The sequence below is a fragment of the Arthrobacter sp. ISL-28 genome, assembly GCF_018613875.1.
Classification (GTDB): domain Bacteria; phylum Actinomycetota; class Actinomycetes; order Actinomycetales; family Micrococcaceae; genus Arthrobacter.
The window spans coordinates 139,688-164,347 of the sequence record NZ_JAGGPJ010000008.1 but is presented as its reverse complement, the minus strand read 5'-3'; the positions used below and the strand labels follow the sequence as shown (position 1 = coordinate 164,347).

The following is a 24,660-nucleotide window of genomic DNA, read 5'->3' as shown; positions in this document are numbered from 1 at the left end:
GGCACCGTCAAGGAAGGTTCACTGATGAGCATCCAGCAAACCGTGACCCAGTATGAGGCAGCCCAGACCCGCAGGGCCGTGAGCAATATCCTCAAAGGCTCCGCAGGCAACCTTGTGGAGTGGTACGACCTCTACGTCTACACAGTCTTCGCAGCCTACTTCCAGTCCCACTTCTTCAACTCCAAGGACGAGCTCCAGGCCGGCCTTGAGGCGATGGCCGTCTTCTCGACGTCGTTCCTCATGCGCCCCATCGGCAGCTGGTTCTTCGGCCGCTATGCCGACCGCAACGGCCGCAAGGCAGCCCTGACACTCAGCGTGACCATGATGTCGGCCGGCTCGTTTGCGATCGCGATCCTGCCCACGACCCAGCAGATCGGCGTCTGGGCACTGCTTCTGCTGATTCTCGTTCGCCTGGTCCAGGGCTTCTCCGTCGGCGGCGAATACGGCACCAGTGCCACGTACATGTCCGAGGCCGCCACCTCCAAGCGCCGCGGCTTCTTCTCCAGCTTCCAGTACGTCACCCTGATCGGCGGACAAATGCTGGCCCTGCTGGTCCTCGTCATCCTGCAGAACACCATGGGCAAGGACGTGCTGACGGAGTGGGGCTGGCGCATCCCGTTCGCCATCGGCGGCGTCGCCGCGCTCGTGGTCCTGTGGCTGCGGCGCTCCATGGAAGAGACCGTCTCCGAGGAGCAGGTCCGTGCTGCCAAGGCCCCCCTCGTGGCCGGCGAGGCCCGGCCCGGCACCATGAAGCTGCTGTTCACGCAGCACTGGAAGCCGCTGCTGATCTGCATCGGCGTGACTCTAGGCGGCACGGTGGCGTTCTACACGTACACCAACTTCATCCTGAAGTTCATGAACGATACTTCGGGGATCGCCAAGACGGACACGTCGGTCATCAACTTCTGGGCACTGCTCATTTTCATGCTCCTGCAGCCCGTCTACGGCATGATCTCGGACAAGGTGGGCCGCAAGCCGTTGCTGCTCTGGTTCGGCATCAGCGGCCTGCTGTTTACCTGGCCGCTGCTCTCCACACTCGCCGGCACCAAGGATCCGTTCACGGCGTTCCTGCTCATGATGGGCGGCCTGCTGATTGTTGGCGGCTACACCTCCATCAACGCCTTAGTGAAGGCCGAGCTGTTCCCTGCTTCGATCCGCGCCCTCGGCGTCGGCCTGGGTTACGCCATCGCCAACTCGCTCTTCGGCGGGACCGTTCCGCTCATCGGTGCGGCACTGCAGAAGGCCGGCCAGGTGGACCTGTTCTTCACCTACGTCACCGTGGCCATCGGCCTCTCGCTGCTGGTTTACATCTTCGCGCTGAAGAACAAGAAGGCAACGCACCTGGACCGTGAGCAGGGCGACGCCTGGTCGCAGGCAGCCGTTGCCGCGGACGACCCCACCGACGCAGGCCGCGGGGACGACGAGGAGCTTATCGAGGCATCTCGGCGCTAGGTCCGCGGGCCGTTTCGACGGTTCCGTGCACACTCGACGCCCGAAAGCGTCGAGGCGGCAGGGAACCATCGAAATAGACGCGTACGACGGCGGGTGGCCGGCTACTGGGCGGACTTCAGGTCCCGGAGCCGGCGGCCCGCCGTCGTCGTTAACCGGTCGTCGTCGCCGGGGAATTTGTGGACACACTGATCTTCTGCAGCATCCCGGCTTCCGTGATCTGCATCAGCGACTTGCCACATTTCTGAACTACGTGGTGGTCGGATTCCTTTACAAGACCCTCGTCGAGTTCCTGTTCGTGCCGGTGACGACCTTCGTCATTGGCTGGATCAAGAAAGCGCGAGCCGAGCTACGGCGCGGTGACGGAGACGCGGTGACGGAGACGAGGTGACGGAGACGAGGTGACGGAGGCAGTGCAGCCGGCCGCCGCCGTCCTACCGGCACGCCCTGACTGTGGGCCGTTTAGACGGTTCCTGCCCCAATCGATGCTGCGTGACATCGAAACGGCAGGGAACCGTCGAAACGGCGGGAGCGCCGGGACGGTGAAGGCTAGTCGCCTGGACGACCGCCAAGCGCCCGGAGCACCCGGTACTTGAATTCCGCTTCGTTGAACAGGTCCTTCCATTCGATCCGGATGAAGGTCCAGCCTTGCTCCATTAGCGCCTTTTCACGGCGACGTTCCTCAAACAGGACCTCGCCGGTGGGCTGATGGTCGAAATACTTGACCTTGCCGTCGAATTCGAGCGCCACTTTCCGCTTGCGCCAGGCGAAGTCCAGCCGATGCTCGCCCAGCCGCGTGTGCACCACGTACTGGGGTTCGGGCGGCTCGATCCTGAGCCGGTGAAGCAGCTCCCTGGTCAGGGTTTCACCGGGTGACTCAGAGCGGGGGTCAGCCAGTTCGAGGGCCCGCCGCACTGCGACGACTCCGTTGCGCCCCGTCAGTGCAGTGCAGCGGGACCGCAGATCCTCAAGGTCCGCGCCCAGCCGGCAGGCATGGTCCACAAGAATGAGAGACTGCCGAAGGTTGAACATCAGGCAGCAATCCACCACAGTCCGTTCAAGTGACGTGCAGGGGAGCCCGGCCACGAAACTGATATCGCCCGCGCCCAGGGTACGAGTATGGGCAACAACGTCACGGCCGTGCGAAATTCGGGACGGGCACGTGGGCTGCGTCAGATGGATCCGGTCGTCGACGTTCCACAAACGAAGCCGGCGCAGGCGGGCACCTGAGGTGTGGCTGTAAACAAAGCCGCCGGCCGACGTCGTAAGTGTCCCGTGTGCATGGGCATGAACCAGGTAGCGGCTGCGCGTACCGGGCTTCAGACTGTTCCACCAGCTGCCCCGGACGTAGCAGCCGCGGCGGGGCCGCACCAGGTCTCCGCTGCGCATCAGGCTGGCGATGGCCCGCGAATGAACGCCGACGCTGAGCAGTTCCTGCGTGCGCCACATGGTGCCGAGGGGAAGCTGAGGCTGTGTCATGGTTCCAGCCTCGGCTTCGCGACCGCCAGCTTCCAGACCCGGGATCGGCTATGTGGAAACCCGGCTCGACGGTTCCCTGCCGGTTCGACGCGCCCATGCGTCTAGCTGGCAGGGAACCGTCGAAACGGCGCGGGCGCGGGCGCAGGCGCGGGCGCGGGCGCAGGTGGCGGGCCGGGGTACGGGCGGCAGCGTCCCGGGTGGCGGGCCGGGACCGGACCTACGAGTAGTACCGCCCCAGGGTCTCGGCCTTGAACTCGAAGAAGGAACCGTCCTCGATGGCGAGCCGGGCGTCGTCCACCATCTTCACCACGAAGCGCTCGTTGTGGATGGAGATGAGCGTGGCGGAGAGCATCTCCTTTGCCTTGAACAGGTGATGGATGTAGGCGCGCGAGTAGTTCTGGCAGGCGTAGCAGTCGCAGCCGATCTGCAGCGGGCCAAAGTCGCGCTTGTACTTGGCGCCGGACAGGTTGAACCGCCCCTCGGGGGTGTAGAACGCGGAGTTGCGGGCCACCCGGGTAGGGGAGACGCAGTCAAAGGTGTCGGCGCCGTTCTCGATGGCTGTGAAGATGTCGTCCGGCTCAGAAATGCCCAGGAGGTGCCGCGGTTTGTTTTCCGGAAGCTCCTCGTTGCACCAGCGCACAATGGTGCCCAGGTTCTCCTTCTCCAGCGCCCCGCCGATCCCGTACCCGTCGAAAGGCATGGCGCCAAGGTCGCGGCAGGCCTTGCGGCGCAGGTCCTCGTACTGCGCGCCCTGGATCACGCCGAACAGCGCCTGGTACGGCTTACCCGCCCGGGAGACGGTGAGCCGGAAGTGTTCGTCCAGACAGCGCAGGGCCCACCTTCGCGTGCGCTCCAGCGACTCCTCCTGGTATCGGCGGGAGTTCTGCAGCGTGGTGAGCTCGTCAAAGGCGAACATGATGTCCGCGCCGATCTGGTGCTGGACCTGCATCGAAATCTCGGGCGAGAAGCGGTGGCGGTCGCCGTTGAGATAGCTCTTGAACCAGACGCCGTCGTCGTCCACGTGGGCCAGGCGTTCCTTGCCGGCGGCCACGGCGTCGTCGGGCCCGGACTGGTCCACGGATTTCATGTCGATGACCTTCTTGAACCCCGAACCCAGGCTCATCACCTGGAACCCTCCGGAGTCGGTGAAGGTAGGGCCGGGCCAGTTCATGAAGGCCCCGAGCCCGCCTGCCTCGTCCAGGACTTCCGGTCCCGGCTGCAGGTACAGATGGTAGGCGTTGGCCAGGAGTGCCTGCGCCCCTAGTTCGGCCATGGACTCGGGCAGCACTGATTTGACAGTCGCTTTGGTCCCGACGGCGATGAAGGCCGGCGTCTGAATCTCGCCGTGGGGCGTGGCAATGGTCCCGGTCCGGCCGAGGAACTCGCCGCCGTTGGCGGACACCTGCCCGGCCGCCGGGCGGCACGTTTCGGCGAGACGCTTGCCTACCCGAAAGGAGAACTCCGACTGGCGGGCGGGCGGCACTGGTTCAGGATTGGCTGGCACGGTTCAAGTGTGCCAGCTTGGGCGCGCGGCAGCTCAGTGGATCGGCTCCGATGTGGGGTAGTTCTCAGCCCGCCAGTCATCCCACAGGCTGCGGATGGTCTCGAGGCTGTGGGCCCCCAGATCGTAGGTCGAGAGGATCACCAACGAGCCGCCGTCGGGACGGACTTCCGGGATGACGGGCTGGTCCGCCACGATCAGCAGGCCATCGCCGCGTTCGGCATAGCTGTGCACGGTCAGTCCCACCTGATGGTTGGATTTGTACCAGACCTTGCCGGAAATCTCCTCGCCGGTTCCCAGAGTTAGGGAATAATCTTCGCCGGGTGCCGGGACGTCCTGGAGCCCGAGCTTTTCGATGGCGGAGCCTTCGCTGCCGGGAACCGAGAAGAAAAAGGTCCGGCGTTTGCCGTGGGGATGACGTTCCAAGGCAAACCTGAGCTGCTGGAGGAAGGTCAGCCAGCCCTGGGTGATGTCCTCGTCCCATGCCGCCCACTCGGAGTTGTGATCCAGCGCTGCACGCGTGACACTCACCTCGGTCCCGGAGGGCACCGGTTTCAGCGTGAAGATGTCACCGCCGTCGACGGTCAGTGAAGTGTGGTCCGGGCTTTCAATCACGGTGCTGTTGAAGTAGATTTCGTTGATTTCGGCGGCAAGGTCGTCTGCCTGCCAGCCGTGCCACTCGGCTACTTTGGCGGGTTCACGCAGCATCGTCCAAACCTGCGGCGCATCGGAGTTGATCACTACGCTCAGATTGTTCGTCATGGCCTGAATTTACAACTTCGGCACAGCCGGGGCTAGAGGAAGCGCACTCGTCGGGGGAAGACGCCCCGAGGCCAGGCCCGCACAGACTAGGCCCGCACAGACTCCAGTTCGTTCGCTATCCGCCGTTCCAGCTCACCTGCACTGATGGTCTGCGATCCGCCGTGCGCGCGCAGGAACAGCAGCGACTCGAGGCGCAGCAGCCGCCATTCGCGCTCGGCCTCATGGTTGGAATTGTCCATGGACCGGAAGATCTCTTTGTCATACAGGTTCGGTTCGTTCAGCGAGCGCTGGCGGACCCTGGCCTGCATCCTGGCCTTGAACGGGTCGGTCTCCTGGTTTTCCGGCGCGCGCAGCAACTTTTCGTAGACGGCCGCGCGCTCCTTCTGACCGGTCTGGCGGCAGATGTAGGTGGACAGCGCGAGCGACGCCTCCACGGACGACCACCTGCCGGGGTTGCCGTCGAATGGCAGCACATTCAGGAGGTCCGCGACGGCCAGCGCGCCGTCTGCGTCCTTGAGCATGATGAAGAGCTCGTGCGCCAGGTCGCTGAGGTCCTTGAGGCAACTGCCGGATTTCGTGTTGATGCCCTTGACCAGCTTGTCGGCCAGCAACAGCACACCCACGGAATCCGGATGGGCCTCCGCAACGGCTTCCACAACGGATTCCGGCGTACCTGCCGGCTCCGGGATGAGGGCTAGGTCTTCTGCGCTCGGCCCGATCACCGCGGGCGTTGTGGCCGGCAGGGGAGGAACGACGACGGCGGGAGGCGCCGGGGGCAGCGCCGCCCCCTCGCGGGGGTTCCCGACCACCTGAAGCGGGGTGGCGGCGTCGGAGTCCCTGACTGCACTTGCGTCGGCGGCATTTACCTGGACCACAGCGTCCTGGCTGGCACTGTTCTGGCTGGCGCTGTCCTGTCGGGCACTGTCCTGTCGGGCACTGTCCTGGCTGGCGCGTTCCTGGTTGGCAGTGTCTTGTCCGATACCGTCCTGGGCGGCGGCGGCTTCCAGCAGCGAGGGCTCATCCATCGCAGATTCCGTGCCCGTGATCCGTATTGACGAGCCGGCGGCAATGCGCAGCATTCCGCCACCGGTGAGGGTTGCGAGGACTATGGCGGGGCTGCCGAAGTCGTCGTTTTCGATTTCGACGGAATGGATTTCCGCGGACCGCTGGCCGTCTGGCAGGAGGAGGTGGTCGCCACTCTGCAGAGACCCAGCCTGCTGTTCGCGATAGGTCTGGGCAGCTGGTTGGTGGTTCATCGGGAGTCCTTAGGTTCTCTTGCGGTCCGCCCAACAGTCTACAAAGGACGGAGCACCAAGTCGGGGAGGCGGGACTCTCCGCGCGCTGTCAGCCCCCGACGCCGGCGAATGCCAGGGCCTGCCGGACCAGTGCTCCGCGCCCGCCCGAGAACTCCAGCTGGACGTCATCGCTGAGCACTTCCTGGGGAGTCATCCACGTGAGTTCCAGGGCGTCCTGGCGCGGTTCGCACTCGCCGGTGACGGGGATGATGTAGGCGAGAGAGACGGCGTGCTGGCGGTCATCGGTGAAGCCCGTCTGGGACGGGGCAGGGAAATACTCGGCCACGGTGAACGGCACCGGGCTGATGGGCAGCTGCGGGAAAGCGAGCGGGCCGAGGTCCTTCTCCATGTGCCGCAGAAGCGCGGCCCTAATAGTTTCGCGGTAGAGCACGCGGCCGGAGACCAGGGAGCGGACCATGGTGCCGTCTGCGTCAGCCTGCAGGAGCGTCCCCACCTCGTTAACGAACCCCAGCGGATCGAGCCGTACCGGCACCGCTTCCACATAGACCATGGGGAGCCGCCCGCGGGCCTCAAAGAGGTCCTCGTCGGAGAGCCAGCCGGGATTGGGGTCAGGGGTGCGCAGGTTCATGGTTAAGTTCTACCCCATCACCACCCATCCGGCCGCCGATGCGTGGGATCTCAGCTCTTAGCGGAGGGCTAAGTGCCGAGATCCAACGCATCAACGGGCCGGCCCGCCGGCGCACACCGGCCTGGCCGGACCGCCCGTCACGCCCCTCGCGGTGCCCGCTGGGAGATCCAAAGCGTTGGCGCCACGTGGGAGTCCGGAGCGGCGTCGTGCGCGTCGGGGTTGGCGACGTGCAGGGTACGCCCGAAGGCTTCCTCGGTCATGGTAACGCGGTGGCCGGCGGCGGTGAGCCGGTCACGCAAGACGTCGAGGTCGCCGTCGTACTCAAAACCGAAGCCTGACCGAGCCGGGCCGGTACCGGGGCGCACCATCAGCACGCCGCCGTTCTTGGCCGTGAAATCGGCGGTTTCATCGTCATCCGGGACGGGCCTGAACCGGGCACCCATGCACCGGAGCGTATCGGCGGCCGCGGCGGTATCCTCGGTGAACCAGACGGCGACGACGGTCAGCGCCGGGTCGGCGTCGGCACACTGCGCGCCGTGAGCGGCTTTGTCCGCGGTAAAGCTGAAGCCGTCCTCGCCCGTGATCCGGCAGGAGTCCCCGATATCCGCCGGGACCAGCTCGGCCGGGCTGGTTCCGGTTTCTGCGCCCGCAAGATTGGTGCGGCGGGCGAACTCCTCCAGATCGCCCACCTCGACGCCGAAGGATGTGCTGCCGTCATTCTCTTCTCCGGCCGGGGTGTGCTGGAGCGCCAGCCTCCCTGAACCGGCGTCGAATTCACGCCATGTGTCGTCTTCAGTGGTCTTGATCATGCCCAGGTCCGTGAGCAGCCGCTCCCACGGTGCCATCCGGGATGTGAAATGAACGGGGCGGACACGCAGCATGGGTTCTCCTCGGATTCGGAAACAGCGCTGTCATGGCCATGATGCCACGACTTGAATACTCCGGCACCGGGGGCAGAATAGGGCCTATGTCCGCTGAACTCGAGGAACTGCTGGTTAAGGACGCCGCCGAATGGCGCACCTGGCTGGAATCGAACCACGCGCACAGTCCCGGCGTCTGGCTGGTGCTGCATAAAAAGGGCGGTGCAGTCACGGAACTGGACTATGAAGCAGCACTGAACGAGGCGCTGTGTTTTGGCTGGATTGACGGGCAGGGCAGGAGGCGCGACGACGGCAGCTCTTTCCAACGGATGACGCGCCGCGGGCCAAAGAGTGCCTGGTCCGCCCGGAACGTGGACCGGGTCGGAAGGCTCGAAGCGGACGGCAAGATGACTGCCGCCGGCCGGGCTGCCGTCGATGCCGCCAAAGCGGACGGCCGCTGGGAAGCCGCGTATTCCGGGCAGGCGACGGCGGAAGTCCCGGCGGATCTCGCCGCGGCCATCGCTGCCGTCCCCGCAGCGCAGGCCATGTTCGACGTCCTCACCTCCGTCAACCGCTACGCCCTCATCTACCGGACGAACTCGGTTAAACAGCCCGCCACACGGGCGCGGAAAATCGCCGGTTTCGTGGACATGCTGGCGCGCGGCGAGACGCCATACCCGCAGAAGAAGCGCCCGCAGCGGGAAGGTAAAATTGAACCTGGTCAATGAAGCGCTGGCAGCCGCGCCCTGGCCCGCCGGCGTTTCACCATTCTCCGACGATCGGCGGACATGCACAGGTTTTCCCCACTGAAGCCCGGCCCCCGCGCCATCGGAATCGCAGCGGCTGCTGTCCTGGTTATCCTTCTGGCGGTCATGGCCGTGATTGGGCTGGCAGGAGGGTCCCCTGATGCGCCCGGTTCGCAAAACCAAGGTACCCAGAACCAGGGTGGTCAGAAGCCGGAGGCCCAGAACTTCAGCCGGCCCGAGGGGGCATCCCAGTACCGCCCGTCCTACCACCTCACACCGGCGAAGGAGTGGATGAACGATCCACAGCGGCCGTTCATGCTGGACGGCGTCTGGCATTACTACTATCTCTACAACGCCGACCATCCGGAAGGAAACGGCACCGAGTGGTTCCACGTCACCAGCACCGACATGGTGCATTGGAAGGACGAAGGCGTGGCAATCGAGAAGTTCAAGAACGGTCTGGGCGACATCGAAACGGGCAGCGCCGTGGTGGACCACGACAACACCGCGGGTTTCGGCAAGGGCGCGGTCATCGCCGTCCTCACGCAGCAGGACAACGGGGTCCAGCGGCAGTCCCTCTTCTACTCCACGGACAAGGGCTACACGTTCAAGCCCTACGACAGGAATCCAGTCATGGATAACCCGGGTGCGCAGCATTGGCGGGACCCGAAAATCATCCGTGACGAAGCCCGCGGGCAATGGGTGATGGCCTTGGCGGAAGGCGAAAAAATCGGCCTGTACACGTCGCGGGACCTCAAGGACTGGCGCCATGCCTCCAGCTTTGAACGCAAAGGACTGGGGATCCTCGAATGCCCGGACCTTTTCCAGCTGGACCTCGACGGCGATCCTGCGAAGCGCAGCTGGGTCCTCGCCGCGAGTGCCAACGGTTCAGGAGAAGGCCGGACGACCGGTGTGGCCTATTGGACGGGGGAGTGGGACGGCACCACGTTCACGCCCGCAGATGAAAAACACCAGTGGCTCGACGCCGGATCAGACTTCTACGCGGCGGTCACCTGGGATGATCCCCGGCTTCCGGAAAACCAGCGGACGGCGTCACGCCACGCCATCGGCTGGATGAACAACTGGACCTACGCACGCAAGCTGCCCACCAGTGACTGGCAGGGCGGCGCCGATTCAATAGTGCGGGACATCCGCCTCGAAACGGTCCAAGGCAAGCCGGCCCTGGTGTCGACTCCCGCCGAGGCCCTGGCAGGTCTGGAAGGCACCCCCGAGGCCATCAGCGACCGGCAGGTGACGCCGAGCGGTGCAGGGGAACTGCCTGTTCCCGACGGCGGAGCATACCGGCTCGACGTGACCCTCGAACGCGGGCCGGACGACGACGGCTCGGAAGTTCTCCTCAAGCTCGGGAGCGGCTCGGCGGGCAACGGCGCTGCTGGGAATGCTGCGGCGGACTTTGCCACGGTCGGATACAACTTCGAGGAGGGGACGGCCTCCGTGTCCCGCTCGGCAATGGCCCCGGGCGTTGAAGGGCTGGGCCCGGTGTTTACCGATCGGCGGACAGCGTCGAGCCCGCCGCGCCACGGTTCCGCAGCTGGCAGGGGCACGGTGGAGCTGACACTTTTCGTGGACTATTCCTCCGTGGAGGTGTTCGTTAATGGCGGCGAGCAGACCCTGACCTCGCTGGTCTTCCCGCGTGCCGGCGAACACAGGATCAGCGCCTCGACAGCAGGCGGAGGAGTGACGCTGAAGGCGTTCAAGTACACGCCCCTGGCCAACGCACGCTAGGCCAGTGCGCCGAGCGCCTGCGCCACCACCACGGCTGCCGCCGACGACCAGCTCTGCGGACGGCAGGACGCCGGGAACGGCACCGCATATCCGGTCTGCGACGCGGGCACTCCGGCGAAGAGCCCCGGCAGACGGTTTCCAAAGGACTCAGACGCCGTCAGCAGCCCTTCCGCCAGCGTCCGGGCCTCCGACGTGAAGCCGTCAGCGAGGAGTCCCCGGATTGCTACCGCGGTGTCGTGCGTCCAGACCGAACCGCAGTGATGGCTGTAAGGCCAGAAGCCGGAGGCCCGGTTCGAAATCGTGCGGAGGCCGTAGCCGGTGAAGAGCTCGGCGCCGAGGAGCCGGCCGGCCACGAGCCGTGCCTCCTCTGGCGACAGAATGTCGGTACCCAGCAGGTGGCCCATATTGGAACCCGGGACGTCCAAAGGCGTGCCGCTTCCGTCCAAGGCCATGGCCGGAAAACGTCCGGCACCGTCCTCCAGCCAGAAGCGCTCGCGGAACCGTTGCTGCAGTCGTGACGCAAAATCCCGCAGGGCATGTGAAACAGAATCGCCGGCTTCCCCGGCGGTGGCCTCGAAGAGCTCTGCAGCGGCGACCGCTGCCTGATAGGCGTAGCCCTGGACCTCGGCTAACGCAATGGGGCCGTCGGCCAGGCGGCCGTCCCCGAACTGCATGGCATCCGCAGAGTCCTTCCAGCCCTGGTTCCTGAGCCCGTTGCCGCCGGTGTCCTGGTACGTCAGGAAGCCGCTGTTTCCTCCATCGGGACTGCCCGTGGCGAGAAGCCAGTCCGCAGCGCTCCGGGCATGCGGCAGCAGGGCACGGACCACATCGTCTTCCTTGCCTGTGTGCCACAATTCGGCCAGCAGGCAGAGCCAGAGGAGCGTGGAATCCACTGCGCCGAAATACCGGGGAGGAAGGCGGAGCCCTTCGCTTTCCAGGACGAGCTCCTTGGAGCGCAGTTCGTGCAGGATCTTTCCGGGCTCCTCGGCGGCCTCCGGGTCGGACGCCGTGCCCTGGAACTGCGCGAGTACCCGGAGCGTGCCCGCAGCCAGGCCGGCGTCGAGGGGCAGCAGCATGCGCGCGGTCCACAAGGAGCTTCTGCCGAAGAGCGTGAAGTACCAGGGTGCGCCAGCGGCGATGAAGGGTGCGTCGGGCAGTTGGCGCGTTGCCAGGCGCAGACCGTCGAGTTCGTCCAGCGAGTTCTCGAGGAGCGTCTGCAGGGCCCCGGTGGGGACGGCATGGGACGGGAAGGTCAAGGAGGAGGGCGCGGCGGCCACCAGAATGCTGCTGTGGTCATCCAGGACGGCCTGCCATTCCGCTTCGTAAGGCCTGCCTCGCCCGGCGCTTCCCCGCCACGCCAGCTGCTGCCCGGACCCGGCACTGCCGGGAGCCGAGACGGCAAGGCTCCTGCCGTCGTCGTGCCAGCGCAGCACCGTGTCATCCGGGGCCGGTTCCTGGGGATCGCGGAAGCGGCCCAGGCGGATGTCAGCCATATCGGTGAAATCGGCAGAGAGTTCCACGGCGACTTCGACGGCGAGCTCCTCCAGAGACGTACTGACCCGCAATGTGTGGCGGACGACGCCCGGCGTCACGGTCCAGGTCTGGAGGAGTTCGACGGCGGGATCTGCCGTCTGCCCCGCGATGCCCCTGATGAGGCCGCGGACCCGCAGGACGCCGCCGGGTGCCTGGTCAACGGAGATCTGTTCGGGCTCCAAGCCGTTGACGGTGACCGACGCCTGGCAGAGCATGCGCGTGTCCCCATGGAGCAAGCCGGTAAAGGCGGAGCCGCCGGACAGCCTGCCGTCGGCATCGAGCCACAGCTGGGTCGGCGCGGCCACGGAACAGTACTGGCGGTGGAGACCCAGCTGAACGCTCATGCGCCCAGCCTACGCGGGACGTGCTGACGCGGGGATTTCGACAGGCTCAATCGGCGGTGCGGGGAATTCGACAGCGCGCGATAGGCCCAGGATTAGCGCACGTAGACAATGTGGGGCCAAGCCGACACCGATCTGGGAGAGCACGAGCTGAACCCTGGTAGTACTTGTTAGTCCTTTGGCGACTAAGAGCGAGTAGTCCGGGCTGAGAACGGGTAGTGCTTGCGGGAAAAACGAGTACCGGGAGGCCTCTCGCTACGCTGGTTGGCCTCTTGTCCCGGACATACACTGGCCAAGTCTCATTTGGCCTTAATAACAATCGGTACATCTCACGGTTCGGCGCTGGGGACGCCCGCGACTGGCAGAACGTAGGACGCCATGTCTGTGCGCAGTCTCCCGAATCGTCATACTCCGCCGATCCGGGCCCGGGTGCGGGCGCGGAATCCGGAAGACGCCCTCAATGAACCCGGCCATCATCATGCTGCGCATGGGCCGGCAGTCTCACTTCCACGCGCCCCGGATTCACGCACATGCCCCGGCCGGAATGAACGGCCCAGAGGCGGCCGAGGTACAGCCTGCTGACCCCGCAAAATTTCTCGTCGGTTCGCCGCAGCTCTGGAAATTCTGGTGAACAACGTTTCCGTTAACCGCCCGGTAAAAGGCTTCGCACCGTGCTCGAGGGGCACGGCGCACGATCCACCTAAAGTCAGACGCTTCCCGCGACGCCCGACTAAACAAAGGGAGAAGAATCATGAAGAAACCATCGCCCCGGGAACCAGGGGGACGTCCGGCACTGCGACGGTTAGGGGTTTCACTGATTCTGCTCACCGCCATCCTCGGAGTCCCCGCGCCGGCGTCCGCCGCCGGCCCAGCCACGACCCGGGCAAGCGTCGCCAGCGACGGCACCCAGGCCAACGGCTCTAGCGGGTCTGCCGAGATCAGTGCCGACGGACGCTACGTCGCCTTCGAGTCGTCAGCGCCCAACCTGGTGCCCGGCGACACCAACAACAGTTCGGACGTGTTCGTGCACGACCGGGGCACCGGCGCCATGGAACGCGTCAGCGTCGCCAGCGACGGCACCCAGGCCAACAGAAGCTTCGGCAGCTCCTGGCCCGCGATCAGTGCCGACGGCCGCTACGTCGCTTTCGTATCGTTTGCAGACAACCTGGTGCCGGGCGACACTAACGGCTGGGATGACGTATTCGTGCATGACCGGGTGACGGGGAGCACCGAACGGATCAATGTCGCCAGCGACGGCACCCAGGCCAACGGCCACAGCTTTTACCCCGCGATCAGCGGCGACGGCCGCTACGTCGCCTTCCATTCATTTGCGACCAGCCTGATGCCCGACGACACCAACAACGACAATGACGACGTGTTCGTGCGTGACCGAGTGACGGGGATCACCGAGCGGGTCAGTGCCGCCAGCGACGGCACCCAGGCCAACCGCGAAAGCTTCGGCGCCGCGATCAGCGCCGACGGCCGCTATGTCGCCTTCACATCGCCTTCGGACAACCTGGTGCCCGGCGACACCAACGACAGTGACGACGTGTTCGTGCATGACCGCGTAACGGGCAGCACCAAACGGGTCAGCGCCGCCAGCGACGGCACCCAGGCCAACAGCTCTAGCTCCCAGCCCGCGATCAGTGCCGACGGCCGCTACGTCGCCTTCGTGTCGTTTGCGTCCAACCTGGTGCCCGGCGACACCGACTTCACCTACGACGTGTTCGTGCATGACCGCGTGACGGGGAGCGCCGAACGGATCAGCGTCGCCAGCGACGGCACCCAAGCCAACTCACACAGCGGCGGGCCCGCGATCAGTGCCGACGGCCGCTACGTGGCCTTCCAGTCGGACGCGAACAACGTGGTGCCCGGCGACACCAACTTCACCGACGACGTGTTCGTGCATGACCGCGTGACGGAGAGCACCCGGATCAGTGTCGCCAGCGACGGCACCCAGGCCAACGGCGCAAGCGGGGACGCCGCGATCAGCGCCGACGGCCGCTACGTCGCCTTCACGTCGGATGCGAGCAACCTGGTGCCGGGCGACACCAACGCCACCGGTGACGTGTTCTTGCGCGACCGGCAGGGCGTTGCCCCGAGCGATACGACCGCTCCGACCGTGACGCGTACGTCTCCGGTTGCTGGTGCGACCGGTGTGGCCGTGACGGCGAATGTGACGGGGTCGTTCTCGGAGGCGATGGATGCCTCGACGCTCACGTCGAGCACGTTCACGTTGAAGGCCGGGACGACGACGGTGGCGGCCGCTGTGACGTACAACAGCACGGACAGGGTTGCGACGTTGAATCCTGGTGCGGATCTGGCGGCGGGTACGACGTACACGGCGACGATCAGGGGCGGCTCCAGTGGGGTGAAGGATGTCGCCGGCAACGCGTTGGCGTCGGACAGGACGTGGACCTTCACCACGGCTGCCGTGGGCGGCGGCACGTCGGAGACGGTCACGCTCACGGCCACCGCTGACAGCTATGTCTCGAGCGGGGCGACGGGGACGAACAATGGCACGAGTGTCATGTTGGGTGTGGACAACAGCCCGGTGGAGGCCACGTACTTGAAGTTTGACCTGTCGGCGTATGCGGGCAGGACGCTGGAGAGTGCGACGTTGCAGTTGCGCAGCGCGGGGAGCGGGTCAACGGGTAAGCAGAACGTCAAGCTGGTCGCTAACGACAGCTGGACCGAAGGCGGGATCACGTACAGCAACCGTCCGGCGCTGGGCACCAGCATCGGCACCCTTGGCCCGACAACGACCAACACCAGCTACAGCGTTCCGCTGACGGTCAGCGGCCTGACCGGTGAGCTCGGCCAACAGCTCTCTCTTGGGATGGACTCCAGCAGCAGCGACGGCCTGGACCTCAACTCCAAGGAGGCCGGCAGCACGACCGCACCCAAGCTGGTGCTCACGTTGAGCCCCAGCGGCGGCGGTGGCGGTGGTGACACGACCGCTCCGACCGTGATGGGTACGTCTCCGGTTGCTGGTGCGACCGGTGTGGCCGTGACGGCGAATGTGACGGGGTCGTTCTCGGAGGCGATGGATGCCTCGACGCTCACGTCGAGCACGTTCACGTTGAAGGCCGGGACGACGACGGTGGCGGCCGCTGTGACGTACAACAGCACGGACAGGGTTGCGACGTTGAATCCTGGTGCGGATCTGGCGGCGGGTACGACGTACACGGCGACGATCAGGGGCGGCTCCAGTGGGGTGAAGGATGTCGCCGGCAACGCGTTGGCGTCGGACAGGACGTGGACCTTCACCACGGCTGCCGTGGGCGGGGGCACGTCGGAGACGGTCACGCTCACGGCCACCGCTGACAGCTATGTCTCGGGCGGGGCGACGGGGACGAACAATGGCACGAGTGTCATGTTGGGTGTGGACAACAGTCCGGTGGAGGCCACGTACTTGAAGTTTGACCTGTCGGCGTATGCGGGCAGGACGCTGGAGAGTGCGACGTTGCAGTTGCGCAGCGCGGGGAGCGGGTCAACGGGTAAGCAGAACGTCAAGCTGGTCGCTAACGACAGCTGGACCGAGGGCGGGATCACGTACAGCAACCGTCCGGCGCTGGGCACCAGCATCGGCACCCTTGGCCCGACAACGACCAACACCAGCTACAGCGTTCCGCTGACGGTCAGCGGCCTGACCGGTGAGCTCGGCCAACAGCTCTCTCTTGGGATGGACTCCAGCAGCAGCGACGGCCTGGACCTCAACTCCAAGGAGGCCGGCAGCACGACCGCACCCAAGCTGGTGCTCACGCTGAAGAAGTAGGCACACGTTCTCGGTCGGGGGTTTTGTTATTGGAGGCTGCAAACAACGAGGATGAAGCCTCGAGATGACCGATTAGCCGCCGTTTTCGATGGGGAATGCCACAGCCTCGCCCACCACACGCAGGCAGAGCTCGGTACCGGGCTGGGCGATGGAGGCGTTCCAGTGCCGGATGGTGATCACTTCACCGCCGCCGGGGTAGCGGTGGTCAGGCATGGCTCCGGCGAGTTTCGGCGGGACCGCCAGCTTGAGCCGCACTGTGGTCTCGGGGCCGAAATAGTCGGTGTCCACCACCACTCCCCGGATGTTTCCGTCCTCGGCAATGCGGATCTGCTCAGGCCGCAGCATGAGCTGCACGCGGCCCTGGGCCGGCGGGCGCCGGACGGGGATGCCGCCGAGCGAGCACGTGGCCAGGGAGCCCTCCATCCAGGCGTCGAGGATCACGGCGTCGCCCAGGAATTCGGCGGTGGCACGGTCGGCCGGGCGGGTGTAGACGACGAACGGATTGCCGATCTGGGCAAGCTTGCCGCCGCGCATCACGGCCACCTGGTCGGCGAAGGACAGGGCCTCGGCCTGGTCATGCGTGACCAGGATCGTGGTGACGCCGGCCTGGCTGAGTACTTTCGCCACAGCCCGTCGGGTTGCCACGCGGAGTCCGGCGTCGAGGGCCGAAAACGGCTCGTCCAGCAGCATGAGTTCCGGCTCGCGGGCGAGGGCGCGTGCCAGGGCAACCCGCTGCTGCTGTCCGCCGGAGAGCTGGTGCGGGCGCCGTTTGGCCATGGCGGCATCCAGGGAAACCATCTCCAGCAGTTCGGAGACGCGCGCCGCAACAGCCCGCCGCCCGCCGTCGAGCTTTGAGGCGCTGAGCCCGAAAGCGATGTTCTGGCCCACTGTCAGGTGCGGGAACAGGGCGCCGTCCTGGGCCACGTACCCGATGTGGCGCTTGTGCGCGGGTGTCCACACGCCGTCGCCCGCCACCGGACTGCCGTTGAGCAATATCCTGCCGGTACCGGGATGCTCGAAGCCGGCGATGAGCCGGAGCAGCGTGGTCTTGCCGGAGCCGGAGGGGCCCACGATCGCGGTGGTGCCGCCCTTGGCCACGGACAGGTTGACGCCCTTGAGCACGGCCTGCGAACCGAAGTCCTTGGTGACATCCTCAATCACCAGATGGCTGTTGGTGCTCGGCGCCACGGACGGCGAGATCCGAGGCTCCGGAAGCCTGGAAGGCGCTTGTTCGGTCACTGTCCCGCTACTTTCTTGGACTGCTGGAAGAGCAAATAGGTCATGGGCGCCGAGATCACGATCATCAGCAGGGCATAGGGCGCCGCACCGGCGTAGTCGATTTCGCTGCTCTTGCTCCAGAACTCGGTGGCGAGCGTGCGGGTGCCATTGGGGGCGAGGAGCAGCGTTGCAGTCAGCTCGTTGACGATTGCCAGGAAAACCAGGGCAGCCCCGCCCGCAGCCGCCGGCGCCGTCAGCCGAAGTGTGACCCGGATGAAGGACAGCAGCGGCGGTGTTCCCAGCGACTGGGCTGCCTCGTCCAGTTCTTTCGGTGCCTGCGCCAGCCCGGCCCGGATGCTGACGAGCGCCCGGGGGAGGAACAGAAGCACGTAGGCGGCGATCAGGACGAAGGCCGTCTGGTAGATCCCCGGCGCCAGCCGGATGCTGACGGTCACGAAGGCAAGCCCCACCACGATTCCGGGCATGGAGCTGGTGATGTAGTTCGATAGCTCAAGCGCCTTGCTGAACCAGCTGGCATGCCGCACGGCGAGGTACGCCATGGGGAACGCCACGGCGGTGGTCACCAGGGCGCCGCCCAGCCCGAAGCCGAGGGTCTGCAGCAGGGCAGGGAGGAACTCGTCGGCCGCCCAGACATCGGAGCCGCCTGCGACAATCCAGCGGAACACGAACAGCAGCGGCAGCCCGAACGCCAGTGTGCTCGCGGTCAGCAGCGCCGCCTGTGCAGGGAGTTGGTAGGCGTGGAGGGGAAGCCGCAGGGCCTTCGCCTGGGCGCCGGAGCCGACGCGGGCGTACCGGGCAGTGCCGCGACTCCGGACCTCCACCAGCAGCAGGATCAGGCAAAAGAACACCAGCACGCTGGCCAGCATGTTCCCGGCGGGGCCGTTGAAGGTGGATCTGAACTGCACCATAATCGCCGTGGTGAAGGTGTCGAAACGGATCATGGCGAAGGCGCCGTATTCTGCCAGCAGGTGCAGTGAAACCAGCAGCGCGCCGCCGGTCATGGCAATCCGCAGCTGGGGCAGGACCACCCTGAAGAAGGCCCGCCAGGCGCCGAGCCCCAGCGAAGCGGCGGACTGTTCCACGGCGGGGTCCAGCCGGCTGAGGGTGGCGGCCGCGGGGATGTACACCAGGGGGAAATAGGACAGTGTGGCGATCAGGACGCCCGAGAAAAGGCCCTCCAAGGACGGCACCGCGGAAACCCATGCGTAGCTGTTGACGAAGGCCGGTATGGCCAGCGGCGCTGCGAGGAGCACGGCCCAGACTTTGTGGCCCCGCAACTCGGTCCTTTCCACCAACCAGGCAGCGCCCACACCCAGGACAAGGCACAACGGAACGGTGAACGCGATCAGCAGCGCTGTGTTCAGCAGCAGCTCGCCCACGCGCGGCCGGAAGATCAGGGACGCCGCCGTATCCCAGCCCGTGACTGCCGTCATGAAGGCGACGTAACCCAGCGGGACGAGCGATACCAGGGCAATGAGAACAGCAATGACAGCTATGGTGGAAACGCCGAAAGGCGGGCGGGGGCGCTTGCCCCTGCCCGCCGTCGTCGTGCGTCCGGAAAGCTCCAGAGCCGCAAGATCGGTGATCACGGAATTACAGCAGTCCTGCCTTGGTCATCAGATCGGAGACCGTCTTGGAATTCAGCTTGGCCGGGTCCACGCTGGGAGCCTGGAGGTCCTTGATCGGGACCAGCTTGTCGTTGGCCGGAACCTGGGAGCCGATGGCATACTCGAAGGACGTGCCCTTCTGCAGGACTTCCTGGCCCTTCTTGCCCGTGATGAACTTCAGGAAGGCCTGGGCCTTCTCGGTGTTCTTGGAGGACTTCAGCACGCCGCCGCCGGAAACCGACAGGAAGGCCCCCGGGTCCTGGTTCTTGAAGTAGTGCTGGCTGACATTTTTCGAGTTTTCGCCGGTCTTGGCCTGGTCGCCGAAGTAGTAGTAGTGGTAGATCAGCGCGGTCTCCACCTCGCCGGCGTTGACGGCCTTCATGGCGGTGCTGTTGCCCTTGTAGACCTTGGCGTTTTCCTTCATGCCCTTGAGCCACTGTTCGGCAGCGGCCTGGCCCTTGAGCTCAACGAGAGCTGCGACGATGGCCTGGAAGTCGGCGCCGGACGGTGAAGCGGCCCACTTGCCCTTCCACTCCGGCTTGGCCAAGTCCAGCATGGACTTCGGCAGCTTGTCCTCGGTCAGTTTGGTCTTGTCGTACACGAGAACGGTGGAGCGGGCGGCAATGCCGGTCCACTTGTTGGTGCTGGGGCGGAAGGCGGCGGGAACCTGGGCCACGGTGGCCTTGTCCACGTCCGCGAACAGTCCAGCGTTCTCCACCTGGGCCATCGCCGGGGAGTTCTCCGTGAGGAAAACGTCCGCGGGGGAGCCTGCACCCTCCTGGACGATCTGGTTGGACATCTCGGTGTCGTCGCCCTGGCGGAGCGTGACCTTGATCCCGGTCTCCGCTGTGAACGCGTCAACCCACTCCTTCGTGAGGCTTTCGTGCTGGGCGTTGTAGACGGTGATCTCGCCGTTGGTGGCTTCCGCGGAGGTGGAGCCGGGGGCGGGCGAGCCGCCGCAAGCGGACAGTCCCAGTGCTGCGGTGGCTGCGAGTGCGATGCCGGCCAGAGCGTTGTTGCGGATCTTCATCGGGGCTTCTTTCTGCAAAAGTCAGGGCGGACCGCAGTCCTTGTGAGCTGGGGAAGTTAGGTGAAGCTCACTTCGAAAACTGTAGGTTAGCCATACCTAAGCAGCAAGGCGACAGGGGGATTAAGTGACCAGTATCACATCAATTACGGAACTGTTGCATGACCTATTTCGGGGCGATGTCTTCGGAGGGCGCCCCCGCGGCAGCGGGTGGGGCGGCGGCCGCTGCCGCCGCTGCTTCGAGCATCATCCATGCCTGGAGCTGGGTGGAAAGTTCGACGGCGGCGCCCGGCGGATAGGCGGAACCGGCCGACAGGTGCGGATCGTAGGAGAAAACCAGACGTCCCGCCCCGCCGTGTTGTGCGAGGGCCTCGCCGGCGGAGACGACCCTGCGGCCTGCCCAGAGGGCGGCGGCGGTGTCCCTGACCAGCCGGGCGGCCGTGGTGCGCGTGTGATCCGGCAGCCGTCCGTCACGTGCCGCCAGAGCGAGGTAGCGCATCAGAATTCCGGTGAACAGCCCGCCGTCGCCCGTTCCGTCGCAGCGCAGGACAGCCGTGCCGGTGGTGCCTCCGTTGATGCCGGTGCTGCCGCCAGCATCCGGCGCGCCCGCTTCCGGCGCGCCCGCTTCCGGCGCGCCCGCGCCGGGCAGCGTGAGATGCGGCGTCACCGCGTCCACTACTGCTGCGGCGCGCTCCAGGTTCCTGGTGCCGCCGAGTTCCAGCAGCGCGCCGAGGACCGGCCCCTGGTTGTAGGTGTAAATAGCGTCCTCGAGGACTGTTTCGCCCGTCGGGCTGATCCGCAGGCCGTCCAGGTAGAGGCCGCGGCCGGCGTCGAAGAGCCTGGCGTCGAGCCAGTCCAGCAGCGCCTGGGCTTTGGCCGGATTGCCCGTGCGTGCGTAGTAGAGGGCCACCGGTGCCGTGGCCGGCGTGTTCTTGAAGTCGCGTTTTGTGCTCCAGAACGTGCCGCCGTCAAGGTCGTCCGTGGAGGCGGAATCGAACTGGAGCGTCAGGCTCTTGCGGATCCGGGCGTGGCGGCGTCTGCTTGGCCGCCGGCTTTCCTCCGCCAGCTTCTCCAGCCGGAGGGTGGACAGGGCCAGCCAGGCCATGTCGTCGTAATAGCTGTTGACGAAGGTCAGGAAATTGCGCAGCCGGATGCCGGTTACCAGGCGGGATGCGAGCTGGCCGGCGCTGGGGTTGTTGTCGCCGTCGAACCGGGCAGGGGGCCGGTCGGCCGTCCCCAGTTCCCGCCGGCCGGTGTCCACGAGGCAGTCGACGTAATGGGCCTGCCACCAGTAGTGCCACGGTCCGACGAGGATCTTGAATTGACCCGAGGGGCGGGTGGTGGCGGCGATGTGTGTCCCCGGCAGGAAGAGCAGCCGCTGGCCGAACAGGTGGGTGACCGACCGGGCGGCCTCGTCGGCACGGGCGGCCCAGTCCGGATCTGTGCCCGGCTTCCCGGCGTGCGGCTGATCCTCACGGGCGGCGGATGCGTCGTGCTGGCTCATCCCGTCAGCCTAGCCAATCCGGTGAAAGGTGCGCCCGCGGTTGCTTTCAGTTAACATTCACTAACTATGCTCGCGCCGGTTTCCGCATCAAGGAGGATGTATGGACATCAAGGGTTGTGTCGCGCTGGTCACGGGCGGGGCGTCCGGATTGGGCGCTGCCACCGCCCGGCGGCTGTTCGACGCCGGTGCTTCAGTGGTGCTCGCGGACCTCGGCTCCTCGGCGGGCGCCTCCTATGCGGAGGAGCTGAACGCCGGTGCTGGCGCGGTTGGCGGCACTGGCGGTGCCGGTGGAGACGGGGGGAACGAAGGGAACGGCGCGGCCGACGCGAAAAGGGCTGTCTTCGTCCCCACGGACGTAACCCATGAGCAGCAGGTGCAGGCCGCCGTCGACGCCGCCGTGGCGCTGGGTCCGCTGCGGATCGTGGTGAACTGCGCCGGCATCGCCACCCCCGGCAAGGTTCTGGGCCGCGACGGGGTCCTGCCGCTGGAAACCTTCAACCGCGTCATCCAGATCAACCTGGTGGGCACCTTCAACGTGGTCCGCCTGGCCGCCGCGGAAATGGTCCTCACGAAGCCGGCCGTCACCGACCTTGGCGGGGAAGAGCGCGGCGTCATCATCAACACAGCGTCTGTTGCAGCGTTCGACGGGCAGATCGGGCAGCCGGCCTATGCCGCTTCGAAAGGCGCGGTCGCCGCCATGACCCTGCCGCTGGCGCGGGAACTGGCCCGCTCGCTGATCCGCGTGGTGACCATCGCCCCCGGCATCTTCGAGACGCCCATGATGGCTGGCCTGCCGCCCGAGGCACAGGAGTCCTTGGGGAAGCAGGTGCCGCACCCGTCCCGCCTTGGCCGTCCCGCCGAGTACGCCAACCTCGCCGCGCACATCGTGGACAACGCCATGCTGAACGGCGAAACCATCCGCCTCGACGGGGCCATCCGGATGGGGCCGAAATGACACCGCTCACCGCCACCGAAACCCTGCCCACCGCTGACTTTTTCGACTATGAATCGCAGCTCAGCGCCGCCGAACAGCGCAAGCTCCGCGAGTTGCGGGAGTTCCTCGCAGCTGAGATCGCGCCCTACGCCGGGGAATGGTGGAACAAGGCCGAGTTTCCCGCCCACATTCTGCCGAAGCTCGCAGCACTGGAGCTAAGCACCCCGGCACAGCGCGGTTACAGCCACTTGTTCGCCGGGCTCGTGATCGCCGAAATGACCCGCGTGGACACCTCGATCGCCACGTTCTTCCTGGTGCACCACGATCTCTTCGTGGAGGCGCTCTACGAATTCGGCTCGCAGGACCAGCGGGACCGGCTGCTCGACGACGCCTCCAGCCTGCGCACCACGGGTGCCTTCGCGCTGACGGAACCGGACCACGGCTCCGACGTCGCCGGCGGCATGGAGACCGCGGCCCGATTGGTTCCGGGAGGTGCCGACGACGGCGGCGACTGCTGGGTGCTGAACGGCGCGAAACGCTGGATCGGCAACGGGACGTTCTGCGACTACATGCTGGTCTGGGCGCGCGACGAGGCGGACGGCGCCATCCGCGGCTTCATTGTGGATGCCCGCCTGCCTGGAGTGAGCCGGACCCGGATCGAAAACAAGATTGCGCTGCGGACCGTGCAGAACGCCGACATCCGCTTCGACAACGTCCGCATCCCCGAGGCCGACCGGCTCGCCGGGATTAACGGCTTCGAAGACACGAATGCGCTGCTGCGAGGCTCCCGGATCATGGTGGCGTGGCAGGCCGTGGGGCAGCAGCTGGCGGCGTTCGACGTCGCCCGGCAGTACGCGGTGGAACGCTCGCAGTTCGGGCGCCCGCTGGCGAAGTTCCAGCTGATCCAGCAGCAGCTCGTCTCCATGCTGGGCAACGCGGTGGCAAGCGCGGGCATGATGGTCCGGATCGCGCAGCTGCAGGACCAGGGCGCCGCCGACATGGCGCGGGTGGCCCTGGCCAAGTCCTACACCTCGGCCAGGATGCGTGAAACGGTGGCCATGGGCCGGTCCATCCTGGGCGGCAACGGGATCGTTACGGACTACCGGATGGCGAAGATCTTCGCCGACGCCGAGGCGATTTACACCTACGAGGGCTCGTACGAAATCAACACGCTCATCGTAGGCCGGGCCGTCACCGGTGTTTCCGCGATCGTCTAGCCCGCCCGCCAAAGATTCGAAGCGCGAACGTGCAGCTAATGCCCGCGAAACCCGGGTTTGAGGGCATTACCTGCCTGTTCGCGCTGGGGTGAGGGTACGTTCGCGCTGGGGGTAGGGGCCTGTTCGCGCTCAGGCGTTGGGCTGCTTTTCGCCCGCTTCGATCCGGACGTCCAGGCTGTTGTTCTTCACCGGCATCGGGCATGTGCCGTACGGCGTGAACGCGCTCGGGTAGTTGATGGCGCGGTTGAAGTCCAGGATGACCGAGCCGTCTGGCCGTGGCCGGGCCGTGGAGACCTTGCGCCATTCATCGGTGCTGTCCCCGTTGGTCTCGTCGTGGAACGTCACCGTCAAGGCGCCGAGCTTCTCTTCCTCGGCGTGGAGCCGGTACTCGTGGTCCCTGCCGGGCAGGCGGAACACCAGCTCGCCCACCGTCCGGTGCACCCCGTCCACCAGGGGATTGGCGGTGGCGATCGGCACGTCCTCCGGCTCGGAATAGGCCTCAAAACGGGCCTCCACCACGAGTCCGGGCGGTAATCAAAGGTCGGCACGCCGTCGAACTCCGTCAGCACCGGCGACTGTGAATCCCGGGTGCGGATAGCGTACTTATTCGCCCGCATGGCCAGTTCCACTATCACCTGCGTGCCTCCGTCGCCGCCGAACTGCACCCACATCAGGGACTCCTCATCCGCGAGCCGGGCGGTGATGGTGCCGTCCACCGGTTCGCCGCTCTCCACGAGCGTCAGCCCATCGGCCGCTACAGCGGTGAGCGCCGCCGTCGTGCCGTCCGTTGACCACAGCCCCGGGGCGAGGTCGACGGCGGAGGGCCGGCTTTCGAGCCATTGGAACGACGTGAGGGTGAGCCAGCCGTGTTCCGCGGCGAGGGCGGTGTTGCGGCTGGTCCGGAAGCGGTGCCAGCGTTGCAGCTGGACATCTGGTGACGTGCTCATGGTTCCTCCAAGGTAAATGGCTGCCTGTACAACCCCAGGCGACGGGACTTCATTCCGCCCGCGAAAGCCCCTCAGCCTGCCCGGGCGGGCGGGTTCAAGGGCGTGC

18 protein-coding genes and 2 pseudogenes are annotated in these 24,660 nt (G+C 66.2%); 8 read left to right on the top strand and 12 right to left on the bottom strand.

All coding sequences use genetic code 11. The features are described from left to right. The first annotated feature begins 24 nt into the window (after window positions 1-24). Together J7E80_RS07550 and J7E80_RS07545 are read left to right on the top strand one after the other, a co-directional pair. The gene (locus tag J7E80_RS07550) at window positions 25-1,452 is read left to right on the top strand and encodes an MFS transporter (RefSeq protein ID WP_215050851.1); all 1,428 of its coding nucleotides are present in this window, start codon (window positions 25-27) and stop codon (window positions 1,450-1,452) included. A gap of 161 nt (window positions 1,453-1,613) precedes the next feature. Continuing rightward, window positions 1,614-1,826 (top strand): annotated as a pseudogene (locus tag J7E80_RS07545) (VUT family protein); the annotation flags it as partial. A 172-nt stretch (window positions 1,827-1,998) separates the two neighbouring features. Here the strand turns inward: J7E80_RS07545 and J7E80_RS07540 are convergent. From J7E80_RS07540 to J7E80_RS07510, 6 genes are all read right to left on the bottom strand, one after another. Further along, window positions 1,999-2,928 (bottom strand): type IV toxin-antitoxin system AbiEi family antitoxin domain-containing protein, encoded by a 930-nt coding sequence (locus tag J7E80_RS07540; RefSeq protein WP_215050850.1) that lies wholly within the window; start codon window positions 2,926-2,928, stop codon window positions 1,999-2,001. A 217-nt stretch (window positions 2,929-3,145) separates the two neighbouring features. After that, window positions 3,146-4,432, bottom strand: a complete 1,287-nt coding sequence (tgt, locus tag J7E80_RS07535) for a tRNA guanosine(34) transglycosylase Tgt (protein ID WP_215050849.1) — start codon at window positions 4,430-4,432, stop codon at window positions 3,146-3,148. 33 nt (window positions 4,433-4,465) lie between these two features. Beyond that, window positions 4,466-5,191, bottom strand: coding sequence for an SRPBCC domain-containing protein (locus J7E80_RS07530; protein WP_215050848.1), 726 nt, complete (start codon window positions 5,189-5,191; stop codon window positions 4,466-4,468). An 86-nt stretch (window positions 5,192-5,277) separates the two neighbouring features. Further along, window positions 5,278-6,447, bottom strand: coding sequence for a DUF6707 family protein (locus tag J7E80_RS23715; protein ID WP_251036597.1), 1,170 nt, complete (start codon window positions 6,445-6,447; stop codon window positions 5,278-5,280). 88 nt (window positions 6,448-6,535) lie between these two features. Next, a complete protein-coding gene (locus J7E80_RS07515; RefSeq protein ID WP_215050847.1) occupies window positions 6,536-7,075 on the bottom strand; it encodes an NUDIX hydrolase family protein in 540 nt (179 codons plus the stop codon). 137 nt (window positions 7,076-7,212) lie between these two features. Then, window positions 7,213-7,956: a VOC family protein gene (locus J7E80_RS07510; RefSeq protein WP_215050846.1), complete on the bottom strand. Its 744-nt coding sequence runs from the start codon at window positions 7,954-7,956 to the stop codon at window positions 7,213-7,215. Between the two features lie 86 nt (window positions 7,957-8,042). Here J7E80_RS07510 and J7E80_RS07505 point away from each other — a divergent pair, with 86 nt between their 5' ends. Together J7E80_RS07505 and J7E80_RS07500 are read left to right on the top strand one after the other, a co-directional pair. After that, window positions 8,043-8,663, top strand: coding sequence for a YdeI family protein (locus J7E80_RS07505; protein ID WP_215050845.1), 621 nt, complete (start codon window positions 8,043-8,045; stop codon window positions 8,661-8,663). A 60-nt stretch (window positions 8,664-8,723) separates the two neighbouring features. Then, on the top strand, window positions 8,724-10,427 hold the full coding sequence (locus J7E80_RS07500) for a glycoside hydrolase family 32 protein (protein ID WP_215050844.1): 1,704 nt from the start codon (window positions 8,724-8,726) through the stop codon (window positions 10,425-10,427). Here J7E80_RS07500 and J7E80_RS07495 read toward each other — a convergent pair. Beyond that, window positions 10,424-12,304 carry a glycogen debranching N-terminal domain-containing protein gene (locus J7E80_RS07495; RefSeq protein WP_215050843.1) on the bottom strand — a complete coding sequence of 627 codons (1,881 nt, stop codon included), beginning with the start codon at window positions 12,302-12,304 and terminating at the stop codon, window positions 10,424-10,426. The two genes, J7E80_RS07500 and J7E80_RS07495, sit on opposite strands and share 4 nt — an antisense overlap. Before the next feature lie 457 nt (window positions 12,305-12,761). Here J7E80_RS07495 and J7E80_RS07490 point away from each other — a divergent pair, with 457 nt between their 5' ends. Together J7E80_RS07490 and J7E80_RS23710 are read left to right on the top strand one after the other, a co-directional pair. Continuing rightward, window positions 12,762-12,932, top strand: a complete 171-nt coding sequence (locus J7E80_RS07490) for a hypothetical protein (RefSeq protein ID WP_215050842.1) — start codon at window positions 12,762-12,764, stop codon at window positions 12,930-12,932. A 120-nt stretch (window positions 12,933-13,052) separates the two neighbouring features. Next, window positions 13,053-16,079 (top strand): Ig-like domain-containing protein, encoded by a 3,027-nt coding sequence (locus J7E80_RS23710; RefSeq protein ID WP_251036596.1) that lies wholly within the window; start codon window positions 13,053-13,055, stop codon window positions 16,077-16,079. Window positions 16,080-16,151: 72 nt separating this feature from the next. On the opposite strand, the gene J7E80_RS07465 is transcribed toward J7E80_RS23710, so the two are convergent. The 4 genes from J7E80_RS07465 to J7E80_RS07450 all read right to left on the bottom strand — a co-directional run bounded on the left by J7E80_RS07465 (window position 16,152) and on the right by J7E80_RS07450 (window position 21,456). Further along, a complete protein-coding gene (locus J7E80_RS07465) occupies window positions 16,152-17,318 on the bottom strand; it encodes an ABC transporter ATP-binding protein (RefSeq protein ID WP_215050841.1) in 1,167 nt (388 codons plus the stop codon). After that, a complete protein-coding gene (locus tag J7E80_RS07460) occupies window positions 17,315-18,907 on the bottom strand; it encodes an iron ABC transporter permease (protein ID WP_215050840.1) in 1,593 nt (530 codons plus the stop codon). The genes J7E80_RS07465 and J7E80_RS07460 overlap by 4 nt, the downstream gene beginning before the upstream one ends. A 4-nt stretch (window positions 18,908-18,911) precedes the next feature. Further along, window positions 18,912-19,955 carry an iron ABC transporter substrate-binding protein gene (locus J7E80_RS07455; RefSeq protein ID WP_215050839.1) on the bottom strand — a complete coding sequence of 348 codons (1,044 nt, stop codon included), beginning with the start codon at window positions 19,953-19,955 and terminating at the stop codon, window positions 18,912-18,914. 163 nt (window positions 19,956-20,118) lie between these two features. Then, a complete protein-coding gene (locus J7E80_RS07450; protein WP_215050838.1) occupies window positions 20,119-21,456 on the bottom strand; it encodes a glycoside hydrolase family 76 protein in 1,338 nt (445 codons plus the stop codon). A gap of 100 nt (window positions 21,457-21,556) precedes the next feature. On the opposite strand from J7E80_RS07450, the gene J7E80_RS07445 reads away from it, so the two are divergent. Both J7E80_RS07445 and J7E80_RS07440 read left to right on the top strand, forming a co-directional pair. Then, a complete protein-coding gene (locus J7E80_RS07445; protein ID WP_215050837.1) occupies window positions 21,557-22,411 on the top strand; it encodes an SDR family NAD(P)-dependent oxidoreductase in 855 nt (284 codons plus the stop codon). Continuing rightward, window positions 22,408-23,607, top strand: a complete 1,200-nt coding sequence (locus tag J7E80_RS07440) for an acyl-CoA dehydrogenase family protein (protein ID WP_215050836.1) — start codon at window positions 22,408-22,410, stop codon at window positions 23,605-23,607. Before J7E80_RS07445 ends, J7E80_RS07440 begins: the two co-directional genes overlap by 4 nt. Window positions 23,608-23,736: 129 nt before the next feature. On the opposite strand, the pseudogene J7E80_RS07435 reads toward J7E80_RS07440, so the two are convergent. Continuing rightward, a pseudogene (locus J7E80_RS07435) lies at window positions 23,737-24,554 on the bottom strand (DUF1684 domain-containing protein). Between the last annotated feature and the right edge of the window lie 106 nt (window positions 24,555-24,660).

Coding starts and splice junctions, on each gene's coding strand:
- J7E80_RS23715 (WP_251036597.1), bottom strand. CDS start 6,447: ATGAACCACCAACCAGCTGCCCAGACCTATCGCGAACAGCAGGCTGGG.
- J7E80_RS07505 (WP_215050845.1), top strand. CDS start 8,043: ATGTCCGCTGAACTCGAGGAACTGCTGGTTAAGGACGCCGCCGAATGG.
- J7E80_RS07490 (WP_215050842.1), top strand. CDS start 12,762: ATGAACCCGGCCATCATCATGCTGCGCATGGGCCGGCAGTCTCACTTC.
- J7E80_RS07455 (WP_215050839.1), bottom strand. CDS start 19,955: ATGAAGATCCGCAACAACGCTCTGGCCGGCATCGCACTCGCAGCCACC.
- J7E80_RS07495 (WP_215050843.1), bottom strand. CDS start 12,304: ATGAGCGTTCAGCTGGGTCTCCACCGCCAGTACTGTTCCGTGGCCGCG.
- J7E80_RS07500 (WP_215050844.1), top strand. CDS start 8,724: ATGCACAGGTTTTCCCCACTGAAGCCCGGCCCCCGCGCCATCGGAATC.
- J7E80_RS07440 (WP_215050836.1), top strand. CDS start 22,408: ATGACACCGCTCACCGCCACCGAAACCCTGCCCACCGCTGACTTTTTC.
- J7E80_RS07550 (WP_215050851.1), top strand. CDS start 25: ATGAGCATCCAGCAAACCGTGACCCAGTATGAGGCAGCCCAGACCCGC.
- J7E80_RS23710 (WP_251036596.1), top strand. CDS start 13,053: ATGAAGAAACCATCGCCCCGGGAACCAGGGGGACGTCCGGCACTGCGA.
- J7E80_RS07515 (WP_215050847.1), bottom strand. CDS start 7,075: ATGAACCTGCGCACCCCTGACCCCAATCCCGGCTGGCTCTCCGACGAG.
- J7E80_RS07540 (WP_215050850.1), bottom strand. CDS start 2,928: ATGACACAGCCTCAGCTTCCCCTCGGCACCATGTGGCGCACGCAGGAA.
- J7E80_RS07530 (WP_215050848.1), bottom strand. CDS start 5,191: ATGACGAACAATCTGAGCGTAGTGATCAACTCCGATGCGCCGCAGGTT.
- J7E80_RS07445 (WP_215050837.1), top strand. CDS start 21,557: ATGGACATCAAGGGTTGTGTCGCGCTGGTCACGGGCGGGGCGTCCGGA.
- J7E80_RS07510 (WP_215050846.1), bottom strand. CDS start 7,956: ATGCTGCGTGTCCGCCCCGTTCATTTCACATCCCGGATGGCACCGTGG.
- J7E80_RS07450 (WP_215050838.1), bottom strand. CDS start 21,456: ATGAGCCAGCACGACGCATCCGCCGCCCGTGAGGATCAGCCGCACGCC.